Annotated in this window: 22 protein-coding genes; 17 read left to right on the forward strand and 5 right to left on the reverse strand. The window is 62.3% G+C overall.

Going from position 1 to position 24,733, the window contains the following annotated elements:
• Window positions 1–172 precede the first annotated feature (172 nt).
• On the reverse strand, window positions 173–1,576 hold the full coding sequence (locus NO900_RS05445) for a bifunctional metallophosphatase/5'-nucleotidase (RefSeq protein ID WP_256408206.1): 1,404 nt from the start codon (window positions 1,574–1,576) through the stop codon (window positions 173–175).
• Between the two features lie 292 nt (window positions 1,577–1,868).
• Between NO900_RS05445 and rpl7ae the strand changes: the two genes are divergently transcribed.
• The 4 genes from rpl7ae to ndk are packed head-to-tail and all read left to right on the forward strand — an operon-like array spanning window position 1,869 to window position 3,134.
• Window positions 1,869–2,231: a 50S ribosomal protein L7Ae gene (gene rpl7ae, locus NO900_RS05450; RefSeq protein WP_092565764.1), complete on the forward strand. Its 363-nt coding sequence runs from the start codon at window positions 1,869–1,871 to the stop codon at window positions 2,229–2,231.
• A 6-nt stretch (window positions 2,232–2,237) separates the two neighbouring features.
• Window positions 2,238–2,462, forward strand: coding sequence for a 30S ribosomal protein S28e (locus tag NO900_RS05455; protein ID WP_004046478.1), 225 nt, complete (start codon window positions 2,238–2,240; stop codon window positions 2,460–2,462).
• Window positions 2,463–2,465: 3 nt separating this feature from the next.
• On the forward strand, window positions 2,466–2,654 hold the full coding sequence (locus NO900_RS05460) for a 50S ribosomal protein L24e (protein ID WP_092565766.1): 189 nt from the start codon (window positions 2,466–2,468) through the stop codon (window positions 2,652–2,654).
• The gene (gene ndk, locus NO900_RS05465; protein WP_256408207.1) at window positions 2,655–3,134 is read left to right on the forward strand and encodes a nucleoside-diphosphate kinase; all 480 of its coding nucleotides are present in this window, start codon (window positions 2,655–2,657) and stop codon (window positions 3,132–3,134) included. It abuts the gene before it with no gap.
• A 136-nt stretch (window positions 3,135–3,270) separates the two neighbouring features.
• Here ndk and NO900_RS05470 read toward each other — a convergent pair whose 3' ends face one another.
• A complete protein-coding gene (locus tag NO900_RS05470) occupies window positions 3,271–4,551 on the reverse strand; it encodes an outer membrane protein assembly factor BamB family protein (protein ID WP_256408208.1) in 1,281 nt (426 codons plus the stop codon).
• Between the two features lie 70 nt (window positions 4,552–4,621).
• A complete protein-coding gene (locus tag NO900_RS05475) occupies window positions 4,622–4,756 on the reverse strand; it encodes a hypothetical protein (protein WP_256408209.1) in 135 nt (44 codons plus the stop codon).
• 138 nt (window positions 4,757–4,894) lie between these two features.
• Between NO900_RS05475 and NO900_RS05480 the strand changes: the two genes are divergently transcribed.
• Window positions 4,895–5,380, forward strand: a complete 486-nt coding sequence (locus NO900_RS05480; RefSeq protein ID WP_256408210.1) for an Lrp/AsnC family transcriptional regulator — start codon at window positions 4,895–4,897, stop codon at window positions 5,378–5,380.
• A gap of 72 nt (window positions 5,381–5,452) precedes the next feature.
• On the opposite strand, the gene NO900_RS05485 is transcribed toward NO900_RS05480, so the two are convergent.
• Window positions 5,453–6,469 (reverse strand): amidohydrolase family protein, encoded by a 1,017-nt coding sequence (locus NO900_RS05485; protein ID WP_256408211.1) that lies wholly within the window; start codon window positions 6,467–6,469, stop codon window positions 5,453–5,455.
• 344 nt (window positions 6,470–6,813) lie between these two features.
• On the opposite strand from NO900_RS05485, the gene NO900_RS05490 reads away from it, so the two are divergent.
• From NO900_RS05490 to eif1A, 4 genes are all read left to right on the forward strand, one after another.
• Window positions 6,814–8,301 (forward strand): proton-conducting transporter transmembrane domain-containing protein, encoded by a 1,488-nt coding sequence (locus NO900_RS05490; protein WP_256408212.1) that lies wholly within the window; start codon window positions 6,814–6,816, stop codon window positions 8,299–8,301.
• Window positions 8,291–10,747, forward strand: coding sequence for a DUF2309 domain-containing protein (locus tag NO900_RS05495; protein ID WP_256408213.1), 2,457 nt, complete (start codon window positions 8,291–8,293; stop codon window positions 10,745–10,747). The genes NO900_RS05490 and NO900_RS05495 overlap by 11 nt, the downstream gene beginning before the upstream one ends.
• 55 nt (window positions 10,748–10,802) lie before the next feature.
• Window positions 10,803–11,480, forward strand: a complete 678-nt coding sequence (locus tag NO900_RS05500) for a P-loop nucleotide/nucleoside kinase family protein (protein ID WP_256408214.1) — start codon at window positions 10,803–10,805, stop codon at window positions 11,478–11,480.
• A 97-nt stretch (window positions 11,481–11,577) separates the two neighbouring features.
• On the forward strand, window positions 11,578–11,862 hold the full coding sequence (gene eif1A / locus NO900_RS05505; protein WP_092565781.1) for a translation initiation factor eIF-1A: 285 nt from the start codon (window positions 11,578–11,580) through the stop codon (window positions 11,860–11,862).
• A gap of 113 nt (window positions 11,863–11,975) precedes the next feature.
• Here eif1A and NO900_RS05510 read toward each other — a convergent pair whose 3' ends face one another.
• Window positions 11,976–12,587, reverse strand: coding sequence for a hypothetical protein (locus NO900_RS05510; RefSeq protein WP_256408215.1), 612 nt, complete (start codon window positions 12,585–12,587; stop codon window positions 11,976–11,978).
• A gap of 131 nt (window positions 12,588–12,718) precedes the next feature.
• Here NO900_RS05510 and NO900_RS05515 point away from each other — a divergent pair, with 131 nt between their 5' ends.
• The 8 genes from NO900_RS05515 to NO900_RS05550 all read left to right on the forward strand — a co-directional run bounded on the left by NO900_RS05515 (window position 12,719) and on the right by NO900_RS05550 (window position 23,879).
• Window positions 12,719–13,405, forward strand: a complete 687-nt coding sequence (locus NO900_RS05515) for a helix-turn-helix domain-containing protein (RefSeq protein WP_256408216.1) — start codon at window positions 12,719–12,721, stop codon at window positions 13,403–13,405.
• Between the two features lie 59 nt (window positions 13,406–13,464).
• Complete coding sequence (locus NO900_RS05520) at window positions 13,465–14,199, forward strand: MBL fold metallo-hydrolase (RefSeq protein ID WP_256408217.1); 735 nt, start codon at window positions 13,465–13,467, stop codon at window positions 14,197–14,199.
• A 371-nt stretch (window positions 14,200–14,570) separates the two neighbouring features.
• A complete protein-coding gene (locus NO900_RS05525; RefSeq protein ID WP_256408218.1) occupies window positions 14,571–15,653 on the forward strand; it encodes a type I restriction enzyme HsdR N-terminal domain-containing protein in 1,083 nt (360 codons plus the stop codon).
• An 84-nt stretch (window positions 15,654–15,737) separates the two neighbouring features.
• On the forward strand, window positions 15,738–17,198 hold the full coding sequence (locus tag NO900_RS17540; RefSeq protein ID WP_256408219.1) for an HNH endonuclease: 1,461 nt from the start codon (window positions 15,738–15,740) through the stop codon (window positions 17,196–17,198).
• 108 nt (window positions 17,199–17,306) lie between these two features.
• On the forward strand, window positions 17,307–18,812 hold the full coding sequence (locus NO900_RS05535; RefSeq protein WP_256408220.1) for a type I restriction-modification system subunit M: 1,506 nt from the start codon (window positions 17,307–17,309) through the stop codon (window positions 18,810–18,812).
• The gene (locus NO900_RS05540) at window positions 18,805–20,202 is read left to right on the forward strand and encodes a restriction endonuclease subunit S (protein WP_256408221.1); all 1,398 of its coding nucleotides are present in this window, start codon (window positions 18,805–18,807) and stop codon (window positions 20,200–20,202) included. The genes NO900_RS05535 and NO900_RS05540 overlap by 8 nt, the downstream gene beginning before the upstream one ends.
• Entirely contained in the window at window positions 20,195–23,164 is a 2,970-nt protein-coding gene (locus NO900_RS05545; RefSeq protein ID WP_256408222.1) for a type I restriction endonuclease subunit R, read from the forward strand. Before NO900_RS05540 ends, NO900_RS05545 begins: the two co-directional genes overlap by 8 nt.
• Window positions 23,157–23,879 (forward strand): M48 family metallopeptidase, encoded by a 723-nt coding sequence (locus NO900_RS05550; protein ID WP_256408223.1) that lies wholly within the window; start codon window positions 23,157–23,159, stop codon window positions 23,877–23,879. Before NO900_RS05545 ends, NO900_RS05550 begins: the two co-directional genes overlap by 8 nt.
• Window positions 23,880–24,733 lie beyond the last annotated feature (854 nt).

Genomic DNA, 24,733 nt, shown 5'->3' on the forward strand with positions numbered 1-24,733 from the left:
CCCACCCCTACCGCACAGCGACTGCACCTCACGCCTCCCCAGCCTCGTCTGCCGGCCTCCGCTTCGCTCCGGCCGCCCGACTCCCTCGCGCGTGCTGCTCGGCCGCGAGGCGGCCTCGCAGGCACGCGCCACCGCGTCCGTTTGTAAACAGGCGGTCCTCTTCGCGGTCTCGTCAGTCGTCGTCGCTCGCGACGGCGCGGTTCCGGATCTCGATGCGACCCTCGATCTCGGGGTCGATCCCGTGCTCGCGGGCGTAGGCGGCGAGCACCTCGTACTGGATGTCGGCCTCGTCGATCCGGTGCCGCTGTCCGAGCGTCGGGTACTCGTGTTCGGAGTGGAGCAGGTACTCGGAGACCGCGACGGTGTAGCGCGCCTCGGGGTCGATCGGCTCGCCGCCGACGGTCGCCTCCAGGATCAGCTCGGCGTCGGCGTCCCAGACGACGCGGGCGTTGGAGACGTGGCCGTGCCACCAGTCCTCCTCGCCGAAGTCGACGTCGGGCGCGGCCATCTCGCGGAATATCTCGAAGAGCTCCGCGCCGGTGACCGACGCGAGCGCCACGGGCTCCTCGAACGGGATCAGGCTGATCAGGTCGGCCTTCGTCACCTCGCCGGTCCACGGGTCGCCCTGTCGGAGCCCGCCGGCGTTCGACAGCCCCACGTCGGCGTCGTGGGCCCAGCGGAACGCGTCCGCGACGAAGTTCCCGACCCGGCACTCGCCGCCGTGGACCACGTCGCCCGTGCGCTCGATCGGCCGGTCGACGACGTCGACGGTCTCGTCGAGGTCGGCCGCGGCCATGCGCTCCGCGAGCGCGTCGGCCAGCCCGGGGGCGGGCGTCGCGCCGTCCGGCTCGTGGAGGGTCGCCTCGGGGACCGCGGGACCCAGGTCGACCTCGGCGACCGCCTCGCCGTTGACGCCGGGGCGGACGAGCCGCGTCCCGGCGACGACCTCGTTGCGCCGGCTGTGGACGTGGCCGCCGAGGATCGCGTCGACGTCGAGCCCCCGTGCGAGGTCGTCGTCGCCCGCGCCGAGGTGCGAGAGGACCACGGCGTGATCGAGGCTCTCACCCTCCTCGGCGACCGCGGTCCGCATCGCGGCGAGCGCGTCGCGCGCCGCGTCGAGGGGGTCGTCGAAGGAGAGGTCGGCGGCCATCGGATTCAGCGAGTCGGTGGCGGGGTCGGTGACGCCGACGAACCCGACCGTGGCCCCGTCGACCTCGCGGGTCGCCCACGGGACGACGCCCTCGTCGCGGCCGAAGGGGTCGCCGGCCTCGTCGCGGACGTTCGCGGAGACGAACGTCGCGGGCGCCTCGGCGACGAGCCCGCGGAGCGCGTCCGGCCCGTAGTCGAACTCGTGGTTCCCGAACGTGTCGAGGGCGGTGTCGGTGGCCTCGTAGAAGTCGACGACCTGACGCCCGCTCGCGACCAGCGAGAGGACGCCCGGCGCGGTCGTGTCGCCGGTGGCGACGACCGCGGCGTCGGGGCCGGAGAGCGCCCGGATCCGGCCGGCGAGGCGGGCCGCCCGCTCGGGGGCGTCGAAGACGTTCTCGATGTCTGAGTAGTGAACGAGACGGACCATTCGATACGCGAGTCGAGGGGCGAGCGACGCTTAAAAAGCGCGGAGTTCGGGCGAGTTCCGTCCGGCGAGCCCTGGCGCGTCAATACGGGGGATCCGTCGGGGAGGACGTGGCTGAGGGGGGCGCCGACCCCCGTGGCTCCCGATCGCACACCCGGGGGACATTGAAAGCGCTTTTATGGATGTCCGGACTACCTCGGGTCACAGCCTCTGTGGGGTCGATGATGTGCCGTTCCGTTAGGGACCGACCACGGGACGGACACGCGAGCCTGCACGGAGGATAGGTGAACAACATATGCCCGTTTACGTAGACTACGAAACCCCGGCCGACCTCGCCGAGCGATCGCTCGAAGCGCTCGAGGTCGCCCGAGACACAGGCACCGTGAAGAAAGGAACCAACGAGACCACCAAGGCCGTCGAGCGCGGCAACGCCGACCTCGTCATCGTCGCGGAGGACGTCTCCCCCGAGGAGATCGTCATGCACCTCCCCGAACTCGCCGACGAGAAGGGGATCCCGGTCGTCTTCGTCGACACGCAGGACGACGTCGGCCACGCCGCCGGCCTCGAGGTCGGCTCGGCCGCCGCCGCCGTCGTCGACGCCGGCGACGCCGAGGACGACGTCGAGGACATCGGCGAGAAGGTCGCGGAGCTCCGATAACCACCCATGAGCGCAGAAGAGGGCACCGGCGACTCGACCACCGCCGAGGTGATCGAGGTCGTCGGCAAGACCGGGATGCACGGCGAGGCCATGCAGGTCAAATGCCGCATCCAGGAGGGATCGAACCAGGGCCGGATCATCACCCGGAACGTCCTGGGCCCCGTCCGCATGGGCGACGTGCTCCAGCTCCGGGAGACCCAGCGCGACGCGGACTCCATCGGAGGGCGATAACCAATGGTCGAGACACGCACCTGCGACTACACCGGCGAGGAGATCGAGCCCGGCACGGGCACGATGTACGTCAAGAAGGACGGACAGATCCTCCACTTCGTCGACTCGAAGGCGGAGAAGAACTACTTCCTCGGCCGCGAGGCGCGCGACCTCGAATGGACCGAGGAGGGCCGCGACCACGGTGGCGAGTAGATGAGCCACCACGACGAGCGCACCTTCGTGATGGTGAAGCCGGACGGCGTCCAGCGCGGTCTCATCGGCGAGATCGTCTCCCGCTTCGAGGAGCGCGGCCTGAAGCTCGTCGGCGGCAAGTTCGTGCGGATCGACGAGGAGCTCGCCCACGAGCACTACGGTGAACACGAGGGGAAGCCGTTCTTCGACGGCCTCGTCGACTTCATCACCTCCGGCCCCGTCTTCGCGATGGTGTGGGAGGGCGCGGACGCGACCCGACAGGTCCGCGCGATGGTCGGCGAGACCGATCCCGCCGAGTCCGCCCCGGGCACGATCCGCGGCGACTACGGCCTCGACCTCGGCCACAACGTGATCCACGCGTCGGACCACGAGGACGAGGGCGCCAACGAGCGCGAGATCGACCTCTTCTTCGACGAGGACGAGCTCGTCGACTACGACCTCGACACCGCCGCGTGGGTGTACGAGGACGAACGGCACTGAGGCCGCGGACCGCCGTTTCGCCGCTCTCGACGCCGAGAGCGCCAGCGCCGCCGACACACCGCGCTTCCGGTGAAAGACCGTCGCCGATACGACGACGTCCGGCGGTTTCCCGTCAGCACGGTTGATAAACCGCCGCTCAGTCGTCGAGCGCGAGCACGCGGCCGTCGGCGGTGACGACGAGCACCTCGTCGCTCCCGTCGCCCGTCGCGTCCGCGAACAGCGGCCCCGCGTACACCACGGCGTCGCCGGCGTCGCCCTGCGCGACCGCCTCGCCGTTGGCGTTCAGCGCGAGCACGTCGCCGGCGCGGTTCACCGCGACGGGGCCGCGTTCGTCGGTCTCGGTGACGGCCGCGACGCGCGGGGCGTTCACGCGGGTCTCACCGCCGTACTGCTGTTTCCAGGCCACCTCACCGTCGCGGAGGTCGACCGCCCAGACGCTGCCCGCCCCGCCGACGTAGATCCGACCGGGACTCGCGTCGCCGACCGTCACGGGGAGGTCCTGGAGCCCGACCTCGAACCGCCCGGAGCCGTCGGCGAGGTCGATCGTCTGGAGGTTCCCGTTCGTCCCGCCGAGCGCGAGCGCCGGGCCGTCCGGCGTGTCGACCGCGGTCCACGTCAGCGGCGTGACCGCGGGCGTCTCGGTCCACCGCGCGTCGCCGTCCGCGTCGAGCAGCCGGACCGTCGTCTCGCTCTCGCCGACGGTCGCGACCGCGACGCCGCGGGGATCCCCGGTTCCCGTTCCCCCGTTGGCCTCGAAGTCGGCGATCAGCGGGCGTCGGTCGACCGTCACGCCGAGGTCCGTCTCGAAGACGGGGTCGCCGGCCGCGTCGACGGCGAGGACGGTGCCGTCGGTCGCGGCCGCGGCGACCTCCGCGTCGCCGTCGCCGTCGAGGTCGCCGACCGACGGGCGGAGCCCGCTCGGCCCCCTGAGGTCGACGGCGAACCGAGCCGAGCCGTCTCTCGCGTCGAGCGCGACGAGCTCGCCCGCGTCCGTCGTGAACGCGACGACCGGATCGCCGCCGACGGTCGCGGAGACGAGGCCGCTGATCCCGGCCGGGTCGCCGTCAGCGGTTTCGGACCCGCCGTCGTCGGCTCCGGCACCGCCGCCCTCGCCGGCGAGGTCGCCGGCGGCGATCGCCGATACGGGGGTCCGCCACGCGACGTCGCCGCCGACCGCGGTCGCCCGGACGACCCGCTCGCCGCCGGCGGTCGTCGACTGGACGACGACCGAGTCGCCGGCCGTCTCGGCGACGACCGCGCCGCTCCCGTCGTCGCCGGGGACGGGCTCCGTCTCCCAGACGATCTCGGCGTCGACCGCGCCGCCGTCGACCCCGACGAACGCGAAGAGGGCGACCCCGACGCCGGTCGCGCCGCCGGCGAGGAGGATCAGGCTCGCGAAGAGGACGCGTCGGTCCATTGGCGACCCGTTCGGTCGACGCGGGCATACGACTGTCGGATGCGGGCCGATCCCGCGTCGCCGACGCCGGTCAGAGCACGAGTCCGATCGCCGAGACGACGAACCCGAGGGCGAAGACCGCGAGCAGCGCCATCGTGGCCACGACCACCGCGGGCGCGAGCACCTCCTCGTCCTCGTCCAGCGTCATCTGTTCGATGTTTCGCATGGGATCGGCGTCGGCGCGACGGGATTTGAACGCTTCGCTCGCGAGCGCGCCGGGAGAGGCGCCCGGACCTCCGATGACTCGCGGCGAACGCCCGAGAGACGTTAAAAAGTAAAGTGGCGGTGCCACGGATGGACCGACATGACCGACGCCGAGATCGACGACGTCGACGAGGCGATCCTGTACGCGCTTCAGGAGGACGCCCGGAACGCGTCGTCCGGGGACATCGCGGAGCGGACCGGGACCTCGGACAGCACCGTCCGCAAACGCATCCGGCGACTCGAGTCCGACGGCGTGATCAAGGGGTACAGCGCCAGCGTCGATTACCAGCGCTCGGGGTACCCGCTCCGAATGCTGCTGTACTGTACCGCCTCGATCCCCGAGCGCGGGGACATCGTCGCCGACATCTTGGAGATAGACGGCGTCGTCTCGGTTCAGGAGCTGGTCACCGGCGAGCAGAACCTGCTCGTGACCGCGGTCGGGAAGACGGACGGCGACATCACCCCGGTCGCGCAGGCCCTCCTCGACATGGGGCTCACCGTCGCCGACGAGGTGCTCGTGCGGACCCACGAGACGACGCCGTTCGGCAAGTTCGACTCGGGGACCCGCGCGCCGGACGACTCCTGAGCGAGGACTCGCTTCCTGAGCGAAGACTCGTTTCCCGAGCGATGACTCGCCTCCTGAGCGAAGACTCGTTTCCTAAGCGATGACTCGTTTGACGTCCAGCGCGGTCGCGCGTCGAACCACCGCGCGCACCGGGTCGGCCGTCCCCGTCAGATTGTCCGAGTCCCCGTCGAGCACGAGCAGCGCGGCCGGCCGACCGGGGGCGATGACGCCGCGGTCGAGCCCGACGGCCTCGGCGCCGGCCGCGGTCGCCATCCGCAACACCTCGCGCGCGGTCGCGTCGAACCGCTTCGCCGCGAACGACATCTCCCGGAACATCGACGGGGGGTTCAGCATCGCGTTGTCGGTCCCGAGCGCGACCGTCGTGTGATCGAGCAGTTCCCGTATCGGCGGGTCGCCGACGTCGAGGACGGCGTTCGCCCGCGGACAGACCGCGACCGGAACGGACCGCTCGGCGACCCGTTCGAGGTGGTCTCGCTCCGCGTGAACCATGTGTATCAGGAGGTCCGGGTCGAGGTCGAGCGCCGGGTGGATGTCGGTCGCGTCCGGTTCGCCGGCGTGGATGGCGAACGGGAGGCCGCGCTCCTCGCACGCGGCGCGCTGGTCGGTGAAGTCGCCGTCGTTCGCTCCGGAGGCGCCGTAGCCGTCGGCGACGTCGAGGACGGACCGGCCACCGCTGCCGAAGACGAACGCGTCCACGTCCACGGGCGCCGCCGCGTCGCGGAGCGCGCGCGCCCCGTCCACCCCGAACTCCCGAAAGTCCAGACACGAGAGCGTGCCGGTCCGCTCCATGAACCGCAGCGTGCGGCGCATCGCCGACACGAGGTCGGCCCGGTCCGCGGCCGCCAGCCGCCGGTGTTTCACGCTGTCCGGCGGGGCGACGGCGTCGTCGAGCGACAGCCCCACGGCCGCCTCCTTCGCCACGGAGTCGCCGATGTGCGTGTGGGCGTTGACGAACGCCGGCAGCACGATGTCCGTCGACGCCGTGTCCGCCTCCTCGACGGCCTCGATCCGACCGTCCGCGACGACGACGCGGCCGCGGATCGGCTCGAACGACCGCCCCGCGAGAACGGTTCCGGAGAGTTCGTCCATACCGGGACCGCGGGGCCGAGAACGATATGTTTTCCTACGGCCGGGCGTCGAGCGGTCCGGTCGTCCGGCTCCGTCCCGAGACGGAGCGACTCCCCTCCCGTCACCGATCGACGAGCGGCGCCGACCGCGTCGACGGGCGCCGTCGACCGGCTCTCGGCCGATCCCGGCGGTCGAGCGTCCCGCCACCGGACGAAAATATAACGTTCTATCATGCATAATTTTCGAACGATTTGTGAAGTTAGATAGATTTAATAGACGTTCTGTTCTCAATACGGGTGAAGAACGACCAGAAACGGACCCGAGCGCGCCTCGGTCACCGAGACGGGTCGTCGGACGACTCAACGATGTCAGGACGCACCCAGAAGCCGACGGTCGGACCGCTTCCGGAGGCGACGACCGCCTCTTCGCCCGTACCCGCCGCGCTGACGCGGCTCGCGTGGTCGCTGTTCGCCGCGAGCGTCGTCGCCCTCGTCGCCCGCCTCCGACTCGACGGGGCGTGGGAGGTCCCCGGTCTGGTCGCCGTGGACGGCCTGACCGTCCTGCTGTGGGTGGTGGTGACGTTTTTCAGCGGCGTCGTTCACAGCTACTCGCGCCGCTACATGGCGGGGAACGCCCGCGAGACGCGCTTCTTCGTCGGGGTGTTCGGCTTCACCGTCGTCGTGATGGGGCTCGTGGCCGCCGATCACCTCGCTCTGTTCACCGCCCTGTGGCTGGCGATGGGGCTCGCGATGGCCGAGCTGATCGGTCTCGACGACGGGTGGCGGCAGGCGCGTGCGGCCGCGACGGTCGCCCGCAGACACTTCCTCGCGAGCGGCGCGCTCCTCGCCGTCGCGGCGACGACCCTGTGGCGGACGACGGGGGCGACGACGGTGTCGGGCGTCGCCGCGACCGCGGACGGCGTCGGCGGCGTCGCGTGGCTCGTCGCCGCGGCCGCGCTCGTGCTCGCGGCGATGATCCAGTCCGCGCTCGTCCCGTTCCACGGCTGGCTGCTCTCGTCGATGACCGCCCCGACGCCGGCGTCGGCGCTGATGCACGCCGGGTTCGTCAACGCCGGCGGCGTCCTCCTGATCCGCTTCGCTCCCGTCGTGACCGCCGACGCCGCGCTCATGCTCGGCGTCGTGGTCGTCGGCGCGACGAGCGCCCTGTTCGGGAAGCTCCTCAAGACGGTCCAGTCGGACGTCAAGGGCGAACTGGGCTGCTCAACGGTCGGACAGATGGGGTTCATGATCATGCAGGCCGGTCTCGGCTTCTTCGGCGCCGCGATCGCGCACCTGATCCTCCACGGCTTCTACAAGGCGTACCACTTCCTCAGCGCGGGCGAGGAGGTCGAGCACACCGTTCCGACGGAGGCGGACCGCACGCCCGGGACGAGCGCCGCGGGAGCGGTCGTCGTGCTGGCGACCGGCCTCGCCGGCGGCGCGCTGTTCGCGGTCCTCACCGGGAAGGGGACCGCCCTCGACAGCGGGCTCCTCCTCGCCGCCGTCGTCACGCTCACCACGCTGCACGGGGCCCGGAGCGCAGCCCGGCAGACCGGGCTGTCGGCCGCGGCCCGGTACGCCGCGGTCCCGCTGTTGTTCTTCCCCGCCATCGCCGGCTACGCGCTCGTCTACGAGGCCGTCTCCGTCGCGCTCGCCGGGCTCCCGGTGGTCTCCGCCGCGACCGAACTAAGCGCCCTCCACGCGCTGGTCGCCGTCGCGTTCCTCGCCGCGTACGTCGCGATCGAGACCGGCGTCTACCGCCGGAGCGAGCGCCTCTACGTCGCGCTGTTGAACGCCGGACAGCCCGCGCCGAACACCGTGTTAACCGCCAGGGAGGAGTACGATGAGTACTGAACGCGCCGTCCGCGATCGCGTCGACGACGCGGCGAGCACCGTCGGGTCGGTCTGGCCGATCCACTCGTTCGTGACCGCCAACCCGCTCTCCGGCTTCGAGGACGTCCCGTTCGTCGAGGCCGTCTCCCGGGCGGCGGACCGCTTCGGCGGCCGCGGCTACCCGCGGGCGGAGACGTTCCGGGCGGCCGTCGCCGACGGGCGGATCGACCGGGAGTCGCTCGACGCGGAACTGGCGGCCCGGGGGCTCGACGGCGATCCGGAGGCCCTGCTGGACCGGTTGGAAGCGGCCGCCGACGCGGCGGAGCGCGGGAGCGCCGCCGACGCGGCGAGCAATCCCCGCGGCGTCGAACGCGTCGACCGGGTGCTGACGAAGTGGCTGTCCGCCTTCCTCGACGAGGGACGGGCGGGGTGGTCGATGCCGAACCGCGAGGCGGGGTTCTACGACGCCTTCCGCTCGGTGGCGGCGCACGACGACCGGATCCCGGAGACGGGAGTCGTCGCCGACCTCCCGGCGTCGCCGGTGGAGGCCGTCGAGTCCGTGATGAGGCCGTACCCGGAGGAGCGGTGGCGGGCGATCTTCGAGCGGGAGTTCGCCGCCCTGCCCGGGTGGACCGGGCTGATCAAGCGCCGCGCCGCCGACGGGGACGCGTGGCAGTCCGCCTACCCGATCACCCTCGAAGGCTACCTCGCGGCCCGTCTCGCGCTGGCGGACGCCTTCGACGTCGACCTCTCGCCGCCCGCCGACGCGGACGGGTCGGAACCGGACGCGACCGACGAGATCGCCGACGCGTTCCTGAGCGCGTGGGAGGCGAGCTACCGCGCCGAACTCGTCGACCGAGTGGCCGCGGAGAGCGAGGCCGAGGCCCAGATTGACGGCGACGAGCCCGGGCGTCCGGACGCGCAGCTGGTGTTCTGTATCGACACGCGCTCCGAGGTCATACGCCGTCACGTCGAGGCCGCCGGGGCGTACGAGACCCACGGCTACGCCGGGTTCTTCGGCGTTCCGATGGAGTACCGGGGCTACGACAGCGAGGTGACGGTCGAAACCTGTCCCCCGATCGTCGAGGCGAAACACCGGATCTCCGAGGTCCCGACCGACGGCGAGACGCGGGCCGAACGCGACCGGCGGGCGGGCCTCCGCGAGGCGGCCGGCGAGGTCATCGAGGCGTTGAAATCGAACCCGGCCACCGCGTTCAGCTTCGTCGAGGGCGCCGGCGGCGGCTACGGGCTGGCGCTCGCGGCCCGCACGCTCGTTCCCGACCGGGTCGCCGACCTGCTCGACGCCGCCGACGACGCGGTGCCCGACGACCACGAGTTCTGCGCGCCGGGGATCCGCGGTCGGGACGCGTCCGCGGGCGAACTCCCGGCGGGGCTGACTCTTGAGGAGCGTGTCGAGTACGCCGCGACCGCCTTCGAGCTGATGGGGTGGGAGGAGTTCGCTCGCCTCGTCGTGTTTACCGGTCACGCCGCCGAAACGGCGAACAACCCGTACGACTCCAGCCTGGACTGCGGCGCCTGCGCCGGCAACCCCGGCGGCCCGAGCGCCCGCGTGCTCGCGGCTGTCTGCAACGACGACGAAGTCCGGGCGGGCCTGCGCGACCGCGGAATTGACGTGCCCGAAGACACCGTCTTCCTCGCCGCCGAGCACAACACGACGACCGACGAGATCGAGCTGTACGACGGCGGGGTGCCCGACTCGCACGCGGACGACCTCGACCGGCTGCGCGCGGGCCTCGACACCGCCCGCGAGAACGCCGCCGCCGAGCGGATCGGGTCGACGAGCGGAGCGGGTTCGGCGGCCGCGGGCGGTTCCGCCGGCGCGCGCGAGGCGGAGCGCCGCGCGGGCGACTGGGCCGAGACGCGCCCCGAGTGGGGGTTGGCCGGCAACGCCGGGTTCGTCGTCGGCCCCCGGGACCTGACGAGCGATCTCGACCTCGACGGGCGCGCGTTCCTCCACTCGTACGACTGGTCGACCGACCCCGAGGGCGACGCGCTCGAAGCGATCCTCGCCGGACCGATGGTCGTCACGCAGTGGATCAACGCGCAGTACTACTTCTCGACGGTCGATAACGCCGTGTACGGCAGCGGGTCGAAGGTGACCCACAACCCGGTCGGAAACGTCGGCGTCTACCAGGGCAACGGCGGGGATCTGATGACGGGGCTCCCGCTCCAGTCGCTCGCGGCGGCCGACGGCGAACCGTACCACCAGCCGCTCCGCCTCTCGACGGTCGTCCACGCCCCGGTCGACCGCGTCGCCGAGGTGCTGGCCGACCACGAGGAACTCGTCCGACTGCTCGACAACGACTGGCTCTCGCTCACGGTCGTGGACCCCACGCGGGACCACCGCGCGTTCCGCTACGACGAGGGCCTCGAATGGACGCCGTCGTTCGACCGGGTCGGGGCTCGGGAGGCGACGCTGACCACGCCGGTGGCCGAGGACGACTGACTCGGACCCGCGGATGCGGAAGCTTCTTTTGGCTCACACCGGTGCGTAGCGACAGATGAGCGACCGAGGCGGTCGAGCGCCGGACCGAGCCGAACCGTCGACCGGGAACCGCGAGGCGGCGGGCGGGGGCGAGCGGACGCCGTCGGCCGCGACCGCCGACGGCGACGCGTCGCGCGGCCGACTGGCGGTCGTCTGCGGGCTCCCCGGAGTCGGCAAGACGACGGTGGCCGAGCGCGTGGCCGCCCACCTCGACGCCGAGGTCCTCCGCACGGACGTGATCCGCAAGGAGCTGTTCGACGATCCGGCCTACACCGACGCCGAGACGGAGGCGGTGTACGCGGCGCTGATCGACCGGGCCCGCGAGCGCGTCGCCGACGGGGACGCCGTCGTCCTCGACGCCACCTTCGCCGACGCGGGCTTCCGCGCGGACGCCCGCGAGATGGGCGAGCGGGCGGCCGGCTCGTTCGACCTCGTGGCGGTCGAGTGCGACGAGTCGGTCGTCGAGCGCCGGATCGGGCGCCGCGACGGGATCAGCGACGCCGACTTCGAGGTCTACCTCCACTTCAAGGACGCCTTCGACCGGATCGAGACCGAGCACGTGGTCGTCGACAACTCGGGCACCGAGGCGGCGACGTTCGCGCAGGTCGACGCCGCGTTCGGCCGTGGGGTCGACGGCGATAGCGATGGTGCCGACGGCGACGACGATGGAGTCGACATCGACGGCGACGCGTGAGCCGCGGTCGCCGGCTTCGGTGCGTGCCATCGATCCGCACGACAAACGCGCACACGTATCTCCTACCACTTATACCGCCGAACGCACTACGGAGTGTATGAGCGAAGAATCCGGGCGTCGGAACCTCCGAATGCCCTCGGACGACGAAGTGTTCGCCGTGGTGACAGAGCACCTCGGCGGGAATCACGTCCGCCTGCGCTGCGTCGACGGCGAGACGCGACTGGGCCGGATCCCCGGCCGCATGAAGTACCGCACGTGGATCAGCGAGGGCGACGTCGTGCTCGCGGAGCCGTGGGACTGGCAGGACGAGAAGGCGAACGTCGAGTGGCGGTACGAGGACGACGAGGCCGACCAGCTGCGGCGCGAAGGCCACATTCAGTAGTCGCGTTCGAGCGGTCACGACGCTTCTCACGGCCCTTCTGGACGTCTGCCGCGGGCGTGCCCACATCTCTCCCGATCGTCCTCGCCGCTCGCGGCCGCGACGCGGCCCGCGTCTCAGGCGAACAGCAGGATGATCACGGCCACGAACAGCAGCTCGCCGCCGACGAGCAGGACCGCGACCAGCCAGTAGCGGTAGGTCCAGAGCCACTCGGCGGTCCGGTTCCACCGCGCCGAGAGCCCTGCCCCCGCGGCGTCGTCCTCGTCTCCGTCGCCGCGTCCCCCGACGTACGCCTCGTCGAGCCGCCACCCCTCGTCGGGGTCGTACGTCGCGGGGACCCGCGTCCCGGCCAGCTCGTCGACGTCGAGCGGCGACACGCCCGCGGCGTCGAGGAACGCGAGGAACGCCTCGGACTCCGCGAGCGACCCGTCCCGCGGGGCCCGGAACCGCTCGACGTGGGTCGATCCCCCGTGCGGCGGCCGGAACTCCACGACGACGTGACGCTCCGTCGACCGCACGCCGGTCACGACGAGGACGCTCTCCTCGTCGTTGAGGTACGCCTCCCGGAGGCGACGCTGCACCTCGTCGTCGACGGCGCCCGTCTCGTCTGCGGTCCGGTCGATCGGATCCGTCCGCTCGCGCTCGTCGCCGAGCGACGCCGTCAGCTCGCCGTCGTCGTCCGGCGGCGGCTCGGTCTCGTGCCCGTCGTCGGAGGGGTCGTCGGGCATTCGATCGGCGATTGGCGGCGCGCGCTGATAAGCCCGTGGCAGCGTCGGGGCGGGCGCCGCGGCGCGCCTCGGAGTCGCTCGCCGGTCCGCGTCCCGGAAACCGTTTGAACCTCGACGGTCACCTCTCCGGTATGCGCGAAGTGACCCTTCGGATCCGCCACCGCGGCGGGCCGGAGTCGGAGGTGAGCGCCCGCCACCCGGAGGTGACCATGCGGTCCGTCTCGTCGATGACCGGTCGGGGGAGCGAGCGGAAGCGGATCGTGGAGCTCCGCGGCCCGACCGCGGAGATCGAGTCGTTCATCCGGGAGTTCCGCGCGGCCGACGACGTCGTCGAGGCGGAGCCGCTCTCGCCGGTCACCGGCAACCACGCGTACGTGGCGGTGGTCGTCGACACCGAGGGGTGGGAGGGGATCCGCGAGCGGCTCGCCGAGATGGGGATCCACTACCGGACCGGGACGACCATCGTCGGCGGGATCGAGCGCTGGACGGTGTACATCGAGGCCGACGACGACCTCTCCGCGGTGATCCGCGAGCTGGAGCGCGGCGGCAACGACGTCGAGCTCGCGCGCAACGTCGAGCTGGCGTCGATCGAGCGGCCCCCCGGACTCCCCGCGTCGGGCATCCTCGACGGGCTCACGCCGAGGCAGCGGGAGGTCCTCGCGACGGCGATCGCGGTCGGCTACTACGACCACGAGGGCGGCGTGGGCGTCGAGGACGTCGCCGACGAGCTCGGCCTCGGGTCGACGACGGTGTGGGAGCACCTCTCGCGGGCGGAGTCGACGGTGATGAACGCCCTCTTCGACCGGTTCGAGCGGTAGGTAGCGCGTCCGTCGAGCGGGAGCGCAAGCGCCAACTCCCCGCCCGACGAAGGGGGGCCATGTCCACGAACGCAGGCGTCGACGTCACCCTCGTCCGCAACGCCACGCTCCTCGTAACCGCGGGCGAGACGACGTTCCTCGTCGATCCGCTGTTCGCGTCGGAAGGTACGCTGCCGCCGATCGACGACACGCCGAACGACCGGGGCAACCCCCTCGTCCCGATGCCCGACGTCGACACGTCGCACGACGCGGTGATCGTCACCCACCGCCACCCCGACCACTTCGACGACGCGGCGCGGGAGGCGCTGGACTCGGACGTCCCGCTGTTCTGTCAGCCCGCGGAGGCGGCGGCGTTCCGCGACGAGGGGTTCACCGACGTGCGCCCCGTCGAGGACGCGGCGTCGTTCGCGGGCGTCACGCTCCACCGGACCCCGGGCCGCCACGGATACGGCGAGTTGGCCGAGCAGATGGGCCCCGTCTCCGGCTTCGTCTTCGAGGGCGACGAGACGCTGTACGTCGCCGGCGACACGGTCTGGTACGAGCCGGTCGCGGAGACGCTGGACCGGTTCGACCCCGACGCGGTCGTGCTCAACGCCGGCGCGGCGCGGTTCAACCACGGGGAGCCGATCACGATGGGCGTCGACGACGTCGCCGCGGTCCGCGAGGCCACCGACGCCGCGGTCGCCGCGGTCCACATGGAGGCGATCAATCACTGCCTGCTCTCGCGCGAGGAGCTCCGGTCGGAGACGGAGGGCGTGATCGTTCCGGAGGACGGCGAACGGATCGAGTTCTAGTCGCACGGCCGTCTGGGAGCGGCGTTCCGCAGACGGTCCGGGTGCGAGAATCGAACCCGAAGCGAGACTCGCTCCGCTCGTCTCGCGTGATTCAATCCCGCCTTCCGTCCTTCTTCATCACTACGTTCCTCAGAAGGTCCGGGTGCGAGAATTGAACCCGCGTCTCAGCCTCCACAAGCGCCCTCAGACCCAATTGCGATCTTCGGGCGCGAACTGAAGGATGGGACCTATACCGGTTCTCACCTAATACACAGGATACCCCACAATATAAAACAGCGCCTTTGTGCCGCAAGGGTCAACGAAGGTTCAAAGAGTTCTCCACCTCCTATCGAATACTTTGATATGATAACCGTCTGAACCCTCAACCATCTATGGATGAGGACGCGGTGAAAGACTACGTCGATCACGCTCAAGCGACTATCGGGGCGGCCCCACAAATGGATGAGGCCAACACGAAAGCCGCCGTTCTACGTGACTTTCTCGACCTTCTCGACTGGACGATCCCCGACAACACCCAACTGGAATACTCTGTCAAAGCCTTCGGAAAGACCTACAAGGTTGATTACGCCCTGATACTGGACGGCACTCCCGTTGCCTTCCTCGAAGCCAAAGGCGTAGACACGTCGCTTACGGACAAGCACAGAGAGCAGTTAGAAGCCTATCTCAAGAACGAAGACGTGAATTTGGGTATCCTCACGAATGGACAGAAATACGAGTTCTATCGGCGGGAAGTGATTGACACCAAAGTCAACGTGAATACACTCGGGAGAACGGATCTCCAAAGGCTTCCTGAGAGAGTTACCACTCTGAGAGCATTCACTAAAGACGCGATCCAGAACAACGAGTGGGAGAAGATACTCAACCGAATCAAGGAACTCCGAGAAGCACGGACGACACTTGAGAGCGAGAAGGATGATTTAGCGACGGAAGTCGCGGAGCTATTCTCTGAACGGGTTTCGGGAACAATCACCCCTCAGACGGAGTCTCAAGCAAAGGAAATGATTGACCGTCTAATCGGTGATATTGAGAACGAAATCAATAGTGACGGAGATCTACCTGACCGAGACGATTTAGAAGGATCTCCTCAAGTTGTAGTTGAGAAAGATCAGACGAACTCTAACGGAGCTTATCAGATTACGTTCTTTGATGGGGAGAACGAGCTTGCCGACTTCAGCGCGCCACAACAGGCCGACGTGTTTATTGAGGCTGTAGATTACCTCCTTAGAAATCATAACCTCATCTCGGAACTTGAGCCACTTCCATATATACCGGGACGGACACGCCCTATCATCCATAACGAGAACAGCTTTGAGGGAAAGCAGATGAAGCAACCTCGGGAACTTGCTGAAGGATATTATCTTGAAGTCAACCTAAGCTCTGGACAGAAGCGGAGGGAAATTGGTCGTTTAGTAGAAATGTGTGACTGCTCTGTTCAGTTCGGCGGTGGTTGGTAGTAAGTTCAGCCACACTATCTGTAGCTTTACAGCCAATTCGTAAGTGATCGAAAACTGGATATGTCCCTGTTATAATGATTTGCCGTGGCAACGCTTCGCAATAAGACTACCAGTAAGGGTGTGATTGTTAGATGGAAGCCATATCCAGATCACAATCGCCCAAGTACATATCAGGTCAAAAGTTGTGCTGTATCATTCCTTGCGGAACTTGGATTTAGTGTTCCCAATCAAGGGGATGAGGTAGATGTTCCGTGGGACATTTGCCGTCCACTCCGCGTATTAGGTGATCTACATTTCAAATCAAATAGTACGGGAGAAGTAGAGACGGATGATATTGGAGAAATAAATGAAGACTTTGCTCAAGATCTTTCAGAGTCCCAACGAGAAGATCTTAGACGATATATTGCTACACATGACAATTATCAAAAGCAGAGTTCCACACTAACTGGTGAAATCTCTTCATTACCAGAAGGCGAAGAAGAGAACGATGAGAGTATTGATCTATACAAAAACCAGCTACAGGAGGGAGATCGATTCGTATCCACAATAGATAGAATCAGCAACTCTGGAAATGGAATTGTCAATACAAATGAATCACATATCAATATTGGTCCTGTAAAATCGAATGCTGACGGGACAAAAGTAGCGGTGGAAATGTATTCTGGTGCTTCTGGAATCTGTATAACGGAAAGCGTTCGAGCCGAGAACTATACTTCGAACTTTTGGAGGGCAAATCGCCATCAGTTCCACAAATTTGGAAAAGATACTATTGACTCGGCGATGTTCTGCGAGGAGTGTGGCTCAGTCGCACTAAAATCAGGGAAGAAATGGGAGTGTGGCACTTGTGGTAGTACGTTTCCATCTGACGACGCTGGTGATAGTGGGGTAACTATAGACCTCAGTATAGCTGAAGTCCCGGATCCGGGTGAGGTAGTTAACGGAGTGACAGTTGGATATGACTCCGAGAATAATTTCTGTGCGAAGAGGGAGAGGCGCATAAAGATTGTAGGAGATCAAAATATTGGTTCGGAAGTTGATGTGGAGATACAATCTCGGCGGGCTGGTTACGTAGTGGCCAAAGTGGTCGATTCATCTGATGAAAATACAAGTTTGTTCTCGGAAGATTCCACGACACAGAAATCTCTTGATGAACTAAGAAAAGAAGCTGAAGAAGCGGCTACTGATAACGTTTCAGTAACGGTAAGTAAATCGAGTTCTACGACAATTCGCTATTCACGGTCACAAGAAATCAAGGATTACGTAAAAGCTCGTGCTGATGGTATCTGCGAGGGTTGTAATGAACCAGCGCCATTCACCGACAAAAGCGGCGATCCATATCTCCAAGTTCACCATATCCACGAACTAAGTGACGGAGGTTCTGACGCACCAGAGAATGTAGTAGCACTTTGTCCAAACTGTCACTATAGGGTTCATCACGGACAGGATGGGGAGAGCTATAACCAAGAATTGTCGTCTGAATCTGATGAGCAGAATAAAGATGGGGGCTTGTCCTCCTTACTTGAGGAAATATCTGAAGACAATTAGTCGATTGAGGTACATCAATTAGTTCTTAGGTCTACTTTTGTACCCCTATCTCCTCCGACCATTACTCACACCACAGGAGATATGACCCCCTGAATATACTACTCCTCTATGTCGCTGTCACTCCCCGACCTCGATTCTCACCTCTTCAAATGTGCCGACATAATCAGAGACGCCGTCGATCCGACGGACTACAAAGAGTTCATTCTCCCGCTCGTCTACTACAAGGCAATCTCCGACGAGTACGAGAAGCAATACAAAAAGAACGTTGAGAAGTACGGTGACGAAGATCTCGCCCGACGACCGAAGCTCTACGACGTTCCCGTTGTTCCCGAAGGCTACCTGTGGGAAGACCTCCGAAGCGTTAGCGACAACGTTGACCAAGCGCTGAACGAGGCTTTCGACGCCGTCACCGACGCGAATCCCGAGCTACAAGGCGTCTTCCGGGCCGACTACATCGACGCCGACGCCCTTGACGACGATCGCCTCGGGAAGCTGGTCGAACATCTCTCCACACATGACCTTGACCGGGACAGTATTCCTCCGGATATGCTCGGAGAGGCGTACATGGACCTCGTTCGTCAGTTTGCCGAAGAAGAAGGGAAATCGGGCGGCCAGTTCTTCACGCCGCCGCATATTGTCAACCTCTGTGTACGGCTCGTAGACGACTTTGAGGATGGTCAAACCTTCCACGATCCAACGGTCGGATCCGGGGGTATGCTCATCGAGGCGGCCCGCTACTACCGTGAGGAGCAAGGTGGCGACCCCGAGAAGCTCCGGTTCTCCGGGCAAGAGATCAACCCGGACATTGCCGCGATCGCGAAGATGAACCTCTCCATTCACGGACTGAATGGGACCATCGAACGCGAAGACTCCCTCTCGAAGCCAGCGTTCACCAATGAGGACGAAAATGAACTCACTCGGTTCGATCGGGTTCTCGCTAACTTCCCCTTCTCGGCTGATTGGGCGAAAGACGAGCTACAGGACGACCCCTACAATCGGTTCGACTGGCACGAGAAGCTTCCCCGAGCGGATCGTGGCGACTATGCTTTCATCCAGCACATAGCGAAACAACTCAATATTCCTGAAAAGGATGGGAACGGCGGGAAGGCGGCTATCGTCATCCCTCATGGGGTTCTATTCAGGAAACACGAGAGCAAGTATCGGAAGGCAATGTTGGAGAACGATATGGTGGAGGCGATCGTCGGCCTTCCAGAGAATCTATTCCAGAACAATTCGATCCCATCAGCCGTTCTTGTGTTGAATACGGATAAGCCAAATGAACGGGAGAACGAGGTCCAGTTTATTCACGCCGCTGATGAGCGCTTCTACAAGGAACTCTCGAATCAGAACGAATTGACCGAGGGAGGGCTTGACCACATTGTTGAGAACTTCCGTGGGTGGACAACCGAGGAGCGGGTAAGTCGGACGGTGTCGTTGAATGAGATTCGAGAGAATGAACACAACCTCAATATCGCTCTGTACGTCGATACGACCGAGCCTGAAGAGAATATAGATGTTAAGGAAGAACTGGCGAAGTTACGGGAGTTACAATCAGAGCGTGATGAGATCGAATCTCAAATGGATCAGCATATGGAGGCATTGAATTATGAATAAGGATTCGACTCTTGATCGTTTCCTCGAAGAGTCAGAATCCAGTGCGGAGAGCAACAACAGTGAACTTGATCCGAAGGTTCTAACAGGAGTGTTCGATGGATGGAAAAAAACACCTCTTGCTGAAGTGGCCGATGATCGAGAGAATAGTTTTGTAGATGGACCCTTTGGCGCGAATTTATTATCAGAAGAATATTATGACGAGGGATTCGCGCGAACAATCAAACTACAGAACATCAGAAGCGGCCGTTTCATTAATACTAATAAAAAATATATAACTGAAGAAAAATTCGAGGAATTGGAACGACATTCAGCATATCCAACTGAGATTGCGATAGCCAAAATGGCTAAACCAGTTGCTCGGGCCTGTATCCTCCCGGATTTTGAGAACCAATATATATTAGCGGCCGCTGACGTAGTAAAATTAGATACTGGAAATGGTTTTTCGAATATGTTTATAATGTATTCATTAAATTCATATCCAGTATGGAAACAAGCATATTCTCGCGCCCGTGGGACAGGTCGAAAACGTATCAATCTGAATCAATTGAAGGAGGTTCAGGTACCTACCCCACCACTCCCTGAACAGCGCAAGATCGCCACCGTACTCTACACGGTTGATCAGGCGATTGAGAAGACAGAGGATACTATTCAGCAAACAAGAAGGGTTCAAAAGGGATTGGAACAACATCTCTTCCAAAAAGGACTCTTCAACCATTCTGATATTAAAGAAAAGCGTCTGGTAAAATTGCCAGATGAATGGGAATTCGATCAACTATCAGAACATACTATGGATAGTGCTTTCGGCCCAAGATTTGGTTCAGAAAAATATAATGAGAACGGGAATATAGCAACACTTCGGACTACGGATCTTGATGATCAAGGCCACATATCTTTTGACACAATGCCAGTGGCTGATCTTGAGGAGAACGAAATTGAAGAACACCTTCTGGAGCCGGGAGATTTTATTATAACACGAAGTGGCACGACCGGCATAGGTACCGTTTGGGAGGGGTACGATAAACCCACAATACCGGGAGCTTTCCTCATACGCTTCCGGCTCAACGATACATTAGACCCAAACTTTCTGAAATACTATGTGAATAGTTCCATTGGTCGGAAAAGGGTTAACCGCCGTGCTAAGGGAGGTGTCCAAAAGAATCTCGCTGGTTCAGACCTTCTCAATATGAGATTCCCCATACCAACTAAAGAGGAACAAGAAGAGATTGTAGAGGTTTTCAGTACAATTGAGGACCGGATTCAATATGAACAGGAATACAAATCAAAGCTCCAACGTCTCAAACAAGGACTTCAACAAGATCTTCTCTCTGGAACAGTCAGAACAACCGACACTAACATAGAGGTGCCCGACGAAATCGCCCAACATGGTTAGTGTCCCCAACGAGGGCGGCGTCGAACGTTCCCTCCTCGCGTGGCTCGACGCCGTCGGTTGGGAAGTACACGGTCAAGACGGAAGCCGGGGTGCGAACGTTCTCGACGCAAAGTATGACCGCCGGAGTAACGAGGTCATCTACTGGAACCTCCTGAAAGAGCAAATAATCGAAATAAACGACGAAATCAACGAGGACAACGCCGATCGATTCCTCAACTCACTCCGTCGTGAACTTGACTACGAGAACCTACTGGAAGGCAATCAGAACTTCCACAAACTACTGAGTAAAGGCAAGAGCTTTGGAGTGGAGAACGCCCGCGGCGGCAACGACACGATCTACGTTGACCTGATCGACTTCGATCCGGACGACTTCTTAGAATCAAACCGATTCCACGCTGTCAATCAGTTTTCTGTCCCCCGAGGAGCAACCATTCGCCCGGACGTGACTCTGTTTGTCAACGGGATTCCCCTTATTACGATGGAATTGAAGAGCCTTACTCAGGACAACGACTACTACGACGCCATCAGCGACCTTCAGCAGTATGAGGAGGACGTTCCCCGGATGTTCATTCCCGGACTGTTCAACGTCGCCGCCGACACCATGGAGTTCCGGTATGGCTCTGTAGGTGCCCCTGACGAATTCTACGAGCTGTGGAACGAGGCCCCCGAACAATACGCCGACGAGGACAATCCGATGAAACAGGCTGTCCAAGCTCTGTGTAATCCGGCGACCCTTGTAGACGTCCTCAAGAACTTCGTTTTCTTCGAGAAACGGCCCGGTGGCGACGCCAAGATCATCCCGAGATACACCCAATACTACGCCGTCAACAGAATCCTCGACAGAGTCCGTGAGGGGGTCCACGATCGGGGACTCATCTGGCACACCCAAGGCTCGGGGAAGTCCTTCACTATGCTCTATGCGGCTGAGAACCTTCTCTCTCGAAGCGAGGTGGCCCGCAACCCGCAAGTCTTCATCATCGTCGATACGGACAAGCTCAACAGCCAAATGCGGGACCAGCTTTCGAACCTCTCGCTGGCCCAATGGACGGAAGCCAAATCTATCGACCACCTCCAAGAACTGATCGAGGAAGGGAGTAGCCAACTCGTTCTTACGACCATCCAAAAATTTCAAGACGTCGAGCCGGACACCCAAGGGAACGACGAGGTGATCGTCATGTCCGACGAGGCCCACCGATTCATGGAGGCCGACCTCGGAAGCCGTCTCGACGCCGCACTCCCCAACAGTTCGCACTTCGGCTTCACCGGGACACCTGTACGAGAAGGGGAACGCGAGAAGGACCGCAACACGTTCACCGAGTTCAGTCCCGAAGGCGAAGACTATCTCCATCGGTACTCGGTCAAACAAGGGATCGAAGACGGTCTCATTCTCCCTGTCTACTTCACCCTCCGCCACGAGATGGAGTGGAAGGTATCCGAAGACGCCCTTGACGAGAAGTTCGAACACGAGTTCCGTGGGATGACGACCGAAGAGAAGCGAGAGTTCATCAGTAAAAACGTCACCAGCCGGACTATGGCCGAACTCGAACCTCGGGTTGATCGGGCCGTCGAAGAAATAGACGCCCATTATCAGGAGAAGGTCGCCCCCAACGGCTGGAAAGGAATGGTTGTTACACCGAGCCGGCGATCAGCGGCGATGTACGGGGAACGATTGAGAGAGCGTCGGGGAGAGGACGCCGTCGAAGTCCTCTATACATCCACCAACGACGATCCCGAACTCATTCGGAAGTTCCACACGGACCCCGAGGAACGCGACAGTATTGTTGAAAGCTTCAAAGAACCCGACGAGGATCCGAGCCTTCTCGTCGTTCACAATATGCTCCTAACGGGCTTCGACGCCCCGATCCTGAAGACGATGTATCTCGATCGGAACCTGAAAGACCACAACCTCCTCCAAGCGATTGCCCGGACAAATCGGCCAGCCGATGGGAAACAGAACGGGGAGATCGTGGACTTTCAAGGTGTTTTCGAGAATATTGACGAGGCCCTCGACTACGACGCCGAGACGAAGGCATACGCGGCCCGTGACGAGGAAGAGCTATTCGACGATCTCGTTGACCAGTTGGAGACGGTTATGGACATTTTCGACGGAATCCCGAAAGACGACTCCCAAGAGGCTACTAACGCCGCCGTCTCACGGATCAGTAAGCACCCGGAACGCCGCGAATTCAAACAGGGCTTCCGTCGGCTCCAGAATCTCTACGAATCCGTTGCTCCCGATGGGCGGCTGATCAAGGAAGGGATTCAAGATCAGTACAAGTGGTTGAGTCGTATTCAGGTAGCATTTGAACGGACGACCTCGGGGAAGGAAGCCCCCGAAGACGATATGCGGGAGAAGACACGCCAGATAATCAACGAGAACGTGGACGTTGGTGAGATCCGCGACGATTTCCCTACGTACAAACTCGGTGAGGAATTCCTCGAAGACGTAGAGGGGCTGGACAATCCTGGCGTGAAAGCCTCGCAAATCGCCCACGCAACACAAGATCACCTCCATCCCAAAACGGGTCAGAACCCGCGCTATCAGCGTTTGAGTGAGCGCGTGACTGAAATCGTTGAACGCTGGCAAGGCGGAGACGTGTCTGATCCGGAGGCTGTAGAGGCTCTCAAGTCCGTTGAAGAGGAGGTGATTGAGGTTGAAGAGGAAGCTGGTGATGACGCCGACGAACGTGCCAAATACGCTATTGAGAATCACCTAACAGAGGAGCTTGACGAGGAATTTGAACGGGGGAAGGCCGCCGACATAGCAGATTCCATCGTTGATCAGTTTGAGGACCGCGTGGATCGTGCGTATTCAGGGTGGGAGACGAACAAGGCCACCGAACAAGATGTAGAGGAGCTGATCCTCGATGTGATTGCGCTTGAGTACAACCGGCCCGACCTTATTGACGACCCACTCGTAGACGCGATCCGGAATTACCTCGTGAACAATTACAATGCCTGAAACGGCACCTCGAAAGGTTACACTTCAACGGGAGAACGTCGCCTATGAGGTCCGATATAGCGACGAGGCAAGCGAGCCACGGATAGACGTGGACATACATGGGGTTCGGGTGGTTCTTCCAGAAAACTCCACCACGGACCCCGAGGAGCTTCTCAAGGAGAACGCCGTGTGGGTTCTGGAAAAGAAACGAAAGTACGAGAACTATCGTGAGCAAATCCCTGATCGGGAATTCGAAGAAGGAGAACGATTTCCGTATCTCGGGGAACAGTACGAGATCGTCGTGGAACAAAGGCCAGCTTCACAGGTAATCGAGAACGAATTTCGGCTGGCAAAGCACCACGTTGAACAAACCTCTCTCAAGCGGGCTTTGGAAACCCTTTATCGCCGGAAAGCTCGCGAACTCTTTGAGAACCGGGCCAACCACTTCGCGGATGAGATGGGAGTCGAGTACGACAAGATCGAGGTCAGAAATCAACGGACAAAATGGGGATCGTGTTCCACCACAGGTACTCTCGGTTTGAACTGGCGGTTGATGATGGCTCCATCAGAGGTAATTGACTATATTGTAGTTCACGAACTGGCTCATCTCCAATGGCAAAGTCACACAGACGAGTTTTGGTCTTTGGTTGCTGAATATGATCCAGAGTACCGAAAACACGCTTATTGGTTAGAAGAAAACGGAACACAGTTGACCTTCTCTCATCAAGATCTGTAGTGTGTGTATGTTGAACTACTATCGAGTAAAGAACCTCTGTGGACCCAGTTATATCAGAATAAATACTAAATAGGCGGAGGAATGGGACGGTGCCTGATGAATATGCTCTCAGACTCTACAAATTATTCTGATATTTTCAAACTTCTTAGATTAGCGAGGATGGCTTCTAAGCGTCTTTTGTTCGAAGGTGTACAAAACCATTCAGAAGCATAAGAAATCTACTGACGGGCCTACCAACCCTTTTAAAATCTATTTCTACTGTAAATCACTCTTCTCAATACAGATATAGGGTACAGATAGCGTCGGTGGTGGGTGGTAGATAGAGATGTGCTATTCGGTCATAAAGCCATTCATTCGGCTCTTAGACCCTGTTTGTCCAAGAGATTTTAACGAGAGAAGGCGGCTGTTGCTGACGCTGTTCGTTGCTGTTGTTGCTGACGCTGTTCGTTGCTGTTGTTGCTGACGCTGTTCGTTGCTGTTGTTGGTTGCGGGGGTTCTCTCGATCAACTAACTTGTACAGTACTGGTATCCATATCTGTAGTTATGTAATATATACAGTAAGGGATTGTCATGAGACTACCACGGTACATGATAGCATACTATTCATCGCAAAATGGGACCGATATTACAGCAGATATTCTCAAATATATCAAATACTAAGGTATTATTCGAACCTAAATATAGATAATAGTCTTGTATATGTTTATCAATACTACTGAAGGGGTAGTTGTGACTTGAAGATATTCAAATACTCCACTAAGAGGAGGTAACCCACTCAGAAATTTTCCTGATTTTGACGAGCTTTAGGTGCCATATTTTTCTCTCATTCTTATCTATTGACGGTGAGTAGTTAT

Source organism: Halorubrum rutilum (genome assembly GCF_024494565.1).

What these genes read in the sequence shown, in the direction of transcription:
- NO900_RS05495 (WP_256408213.1), top strand. Translation starts at nt 8,291, where the DNA reads ATGAGTACTGAACGCGCCGTCCGCGATCGCGTCGACGACGCGGCGAGC.
- rpl7ae (WP_092565764.1), top strand. Translation starts at nt 1,869, where the DNA reads ATGCCCGTTTACGTAGACTACGAAACCCCGGCCGACCTCGCCGAGCGA.
- NO900_RS05480 (WP_256408210.1), top strand. Translation starts at nt 4,895, where the DNA reads ATGACCGACGCCGAGATCGACGACGTCGACGAGGCGATCCTGTACGCG.
- ndk (WP_256408207.1), top strand. Translation starts at nt 2,655, where the DNA reads ATGAGCCACCACGACGAGCGCACCTTCGTGATGGTGAAGCCGGACGGC.
- NO900_RS05470 (WP_256408208.1), bottom strand. Translation starts at nt 4,551, where the DNA reads ATGGACCGACGCGTCCTCTTCGCGAGCCTGATCCTCCTCGCCGGCGGC.
- NO900_RS05490 (WP_256408212.1), top strand. Translation starts at nt 6,814, where the DNA reads ATGTCAGGACGCACCCAGAAGCCGACGGTCGGACCGCTTCCGGAGGCG.
- NO900_RS05540 (WP_256408221.1), top strand. Translation starts at nt 18,805, where the DNA reads ATGAATAAGGATTCGACTCTTGATCGTTTCCTCGAAGAGTCAGAATCC.
- NO900_RS05455 (WP_004046478.1), top strand. Translation starts at nt 2,238, where the DNA reads ATGAGCGCAGAAGAGGGCACCGGCGACTCGACCACCGCCGAGGTGATC.
- NO900_RS05500 (WP_256408214.1), top strand. Translation starts at nt 10,803, where the DNA reads ATGAGCGACCGAGGCGGTCGAGCGCCGGACCGAGCCGAACCGTCGACC.
- NO900_RS05550 (WP_256408223.1), top strand. Translation starts at nt 23,157, where the DNA reads ATGCCTGAAACGGCACCTCGAAAGGTTACACTTCAACGGGAGAACGTC.
- NO900_RS05445 (WP_256408206.1), bottom strand. Translation starts at nt 1,576, where the DNA reads ATGGTCCGTCTCGTTCACTACTCAGACATCGAGAACGTCTTCGACGCC.
- NO900_RS05545 (WP_256408222.1), top strand. Translation starts at nt 20,195, where the DNA reads ATGGTTAGTGTCCCCAACGAGGGCGGCGTCGAACGTTCCCTCCTCGCG.
- NO900_RS05520 (WP_256408217.1), top strand. Translation starts at nt 13,465, where the DNA reads ATGTCCACGAACGCAGGCGTCGACGTCACCCTCGTCCGCAACGCCACG.
- NO900_RS05510 (WP_256408215.1), bottom strand. Translation starts at nt 12,587, where the DNA reads ATGCCCGACGACCCCTCCGACGACGGGCACGAGACCGAGCCGCCGCCG.
- NO900_RS05535 (WP_256408220.1), top strand. Translation starts at nt 17,307, where the DNA reads ATGTCGCTGTCACTCCCCGACCTCGATTCTCACCTCTTCAAATGTGCC.
- eif1A (WP_092565781.1), top strand. Translation starts at nt 11,578, where the DNA reads ATGAGCGAAGAATCCGGGCGTCGGAACCTCCGAATGCCCTCGGACGAC.
- NO900_RS05485 (WP_256408211.1), bottom strand. Translation starts at nt 6,469, where the DNA reads ATGGACGAACTCTCCGGAACCGTTCTCGCGGGGCGGTCGTTCGAGCCG.
- NO900_RS05525 (WP_256408218.1), top strand. Translation starts at nt 14,571, where the DNA reads ATGGATGAGGACGCGGTGAAAGACTACGTCGATCACGCTCAAGCGACT.
- NO900_RS05460 (WP_092565766.1), top strand. Translation starts at nt 2,466, where the DNA reads ATGGTCGAGACACGCACCTGCGACTACACCGGCGAGGAGATCGAGCCC.
- NO900_RS05515 (WP_256408216.1), top strand. Translation starts at nt 12,719, where the DNA reads ATGCGCGAAGTGACCCTTCGGATCCGCCACCGCGGCGGGCCGGAGTCG.
- NO900_RS05475 (WP_256408209.1), bottom strand. Translation starts at nt 4,756, where the DNA reads ATGCGAAACATCGAACAGATGACGCTGGACGAGGACGAGGAGGTGCTC.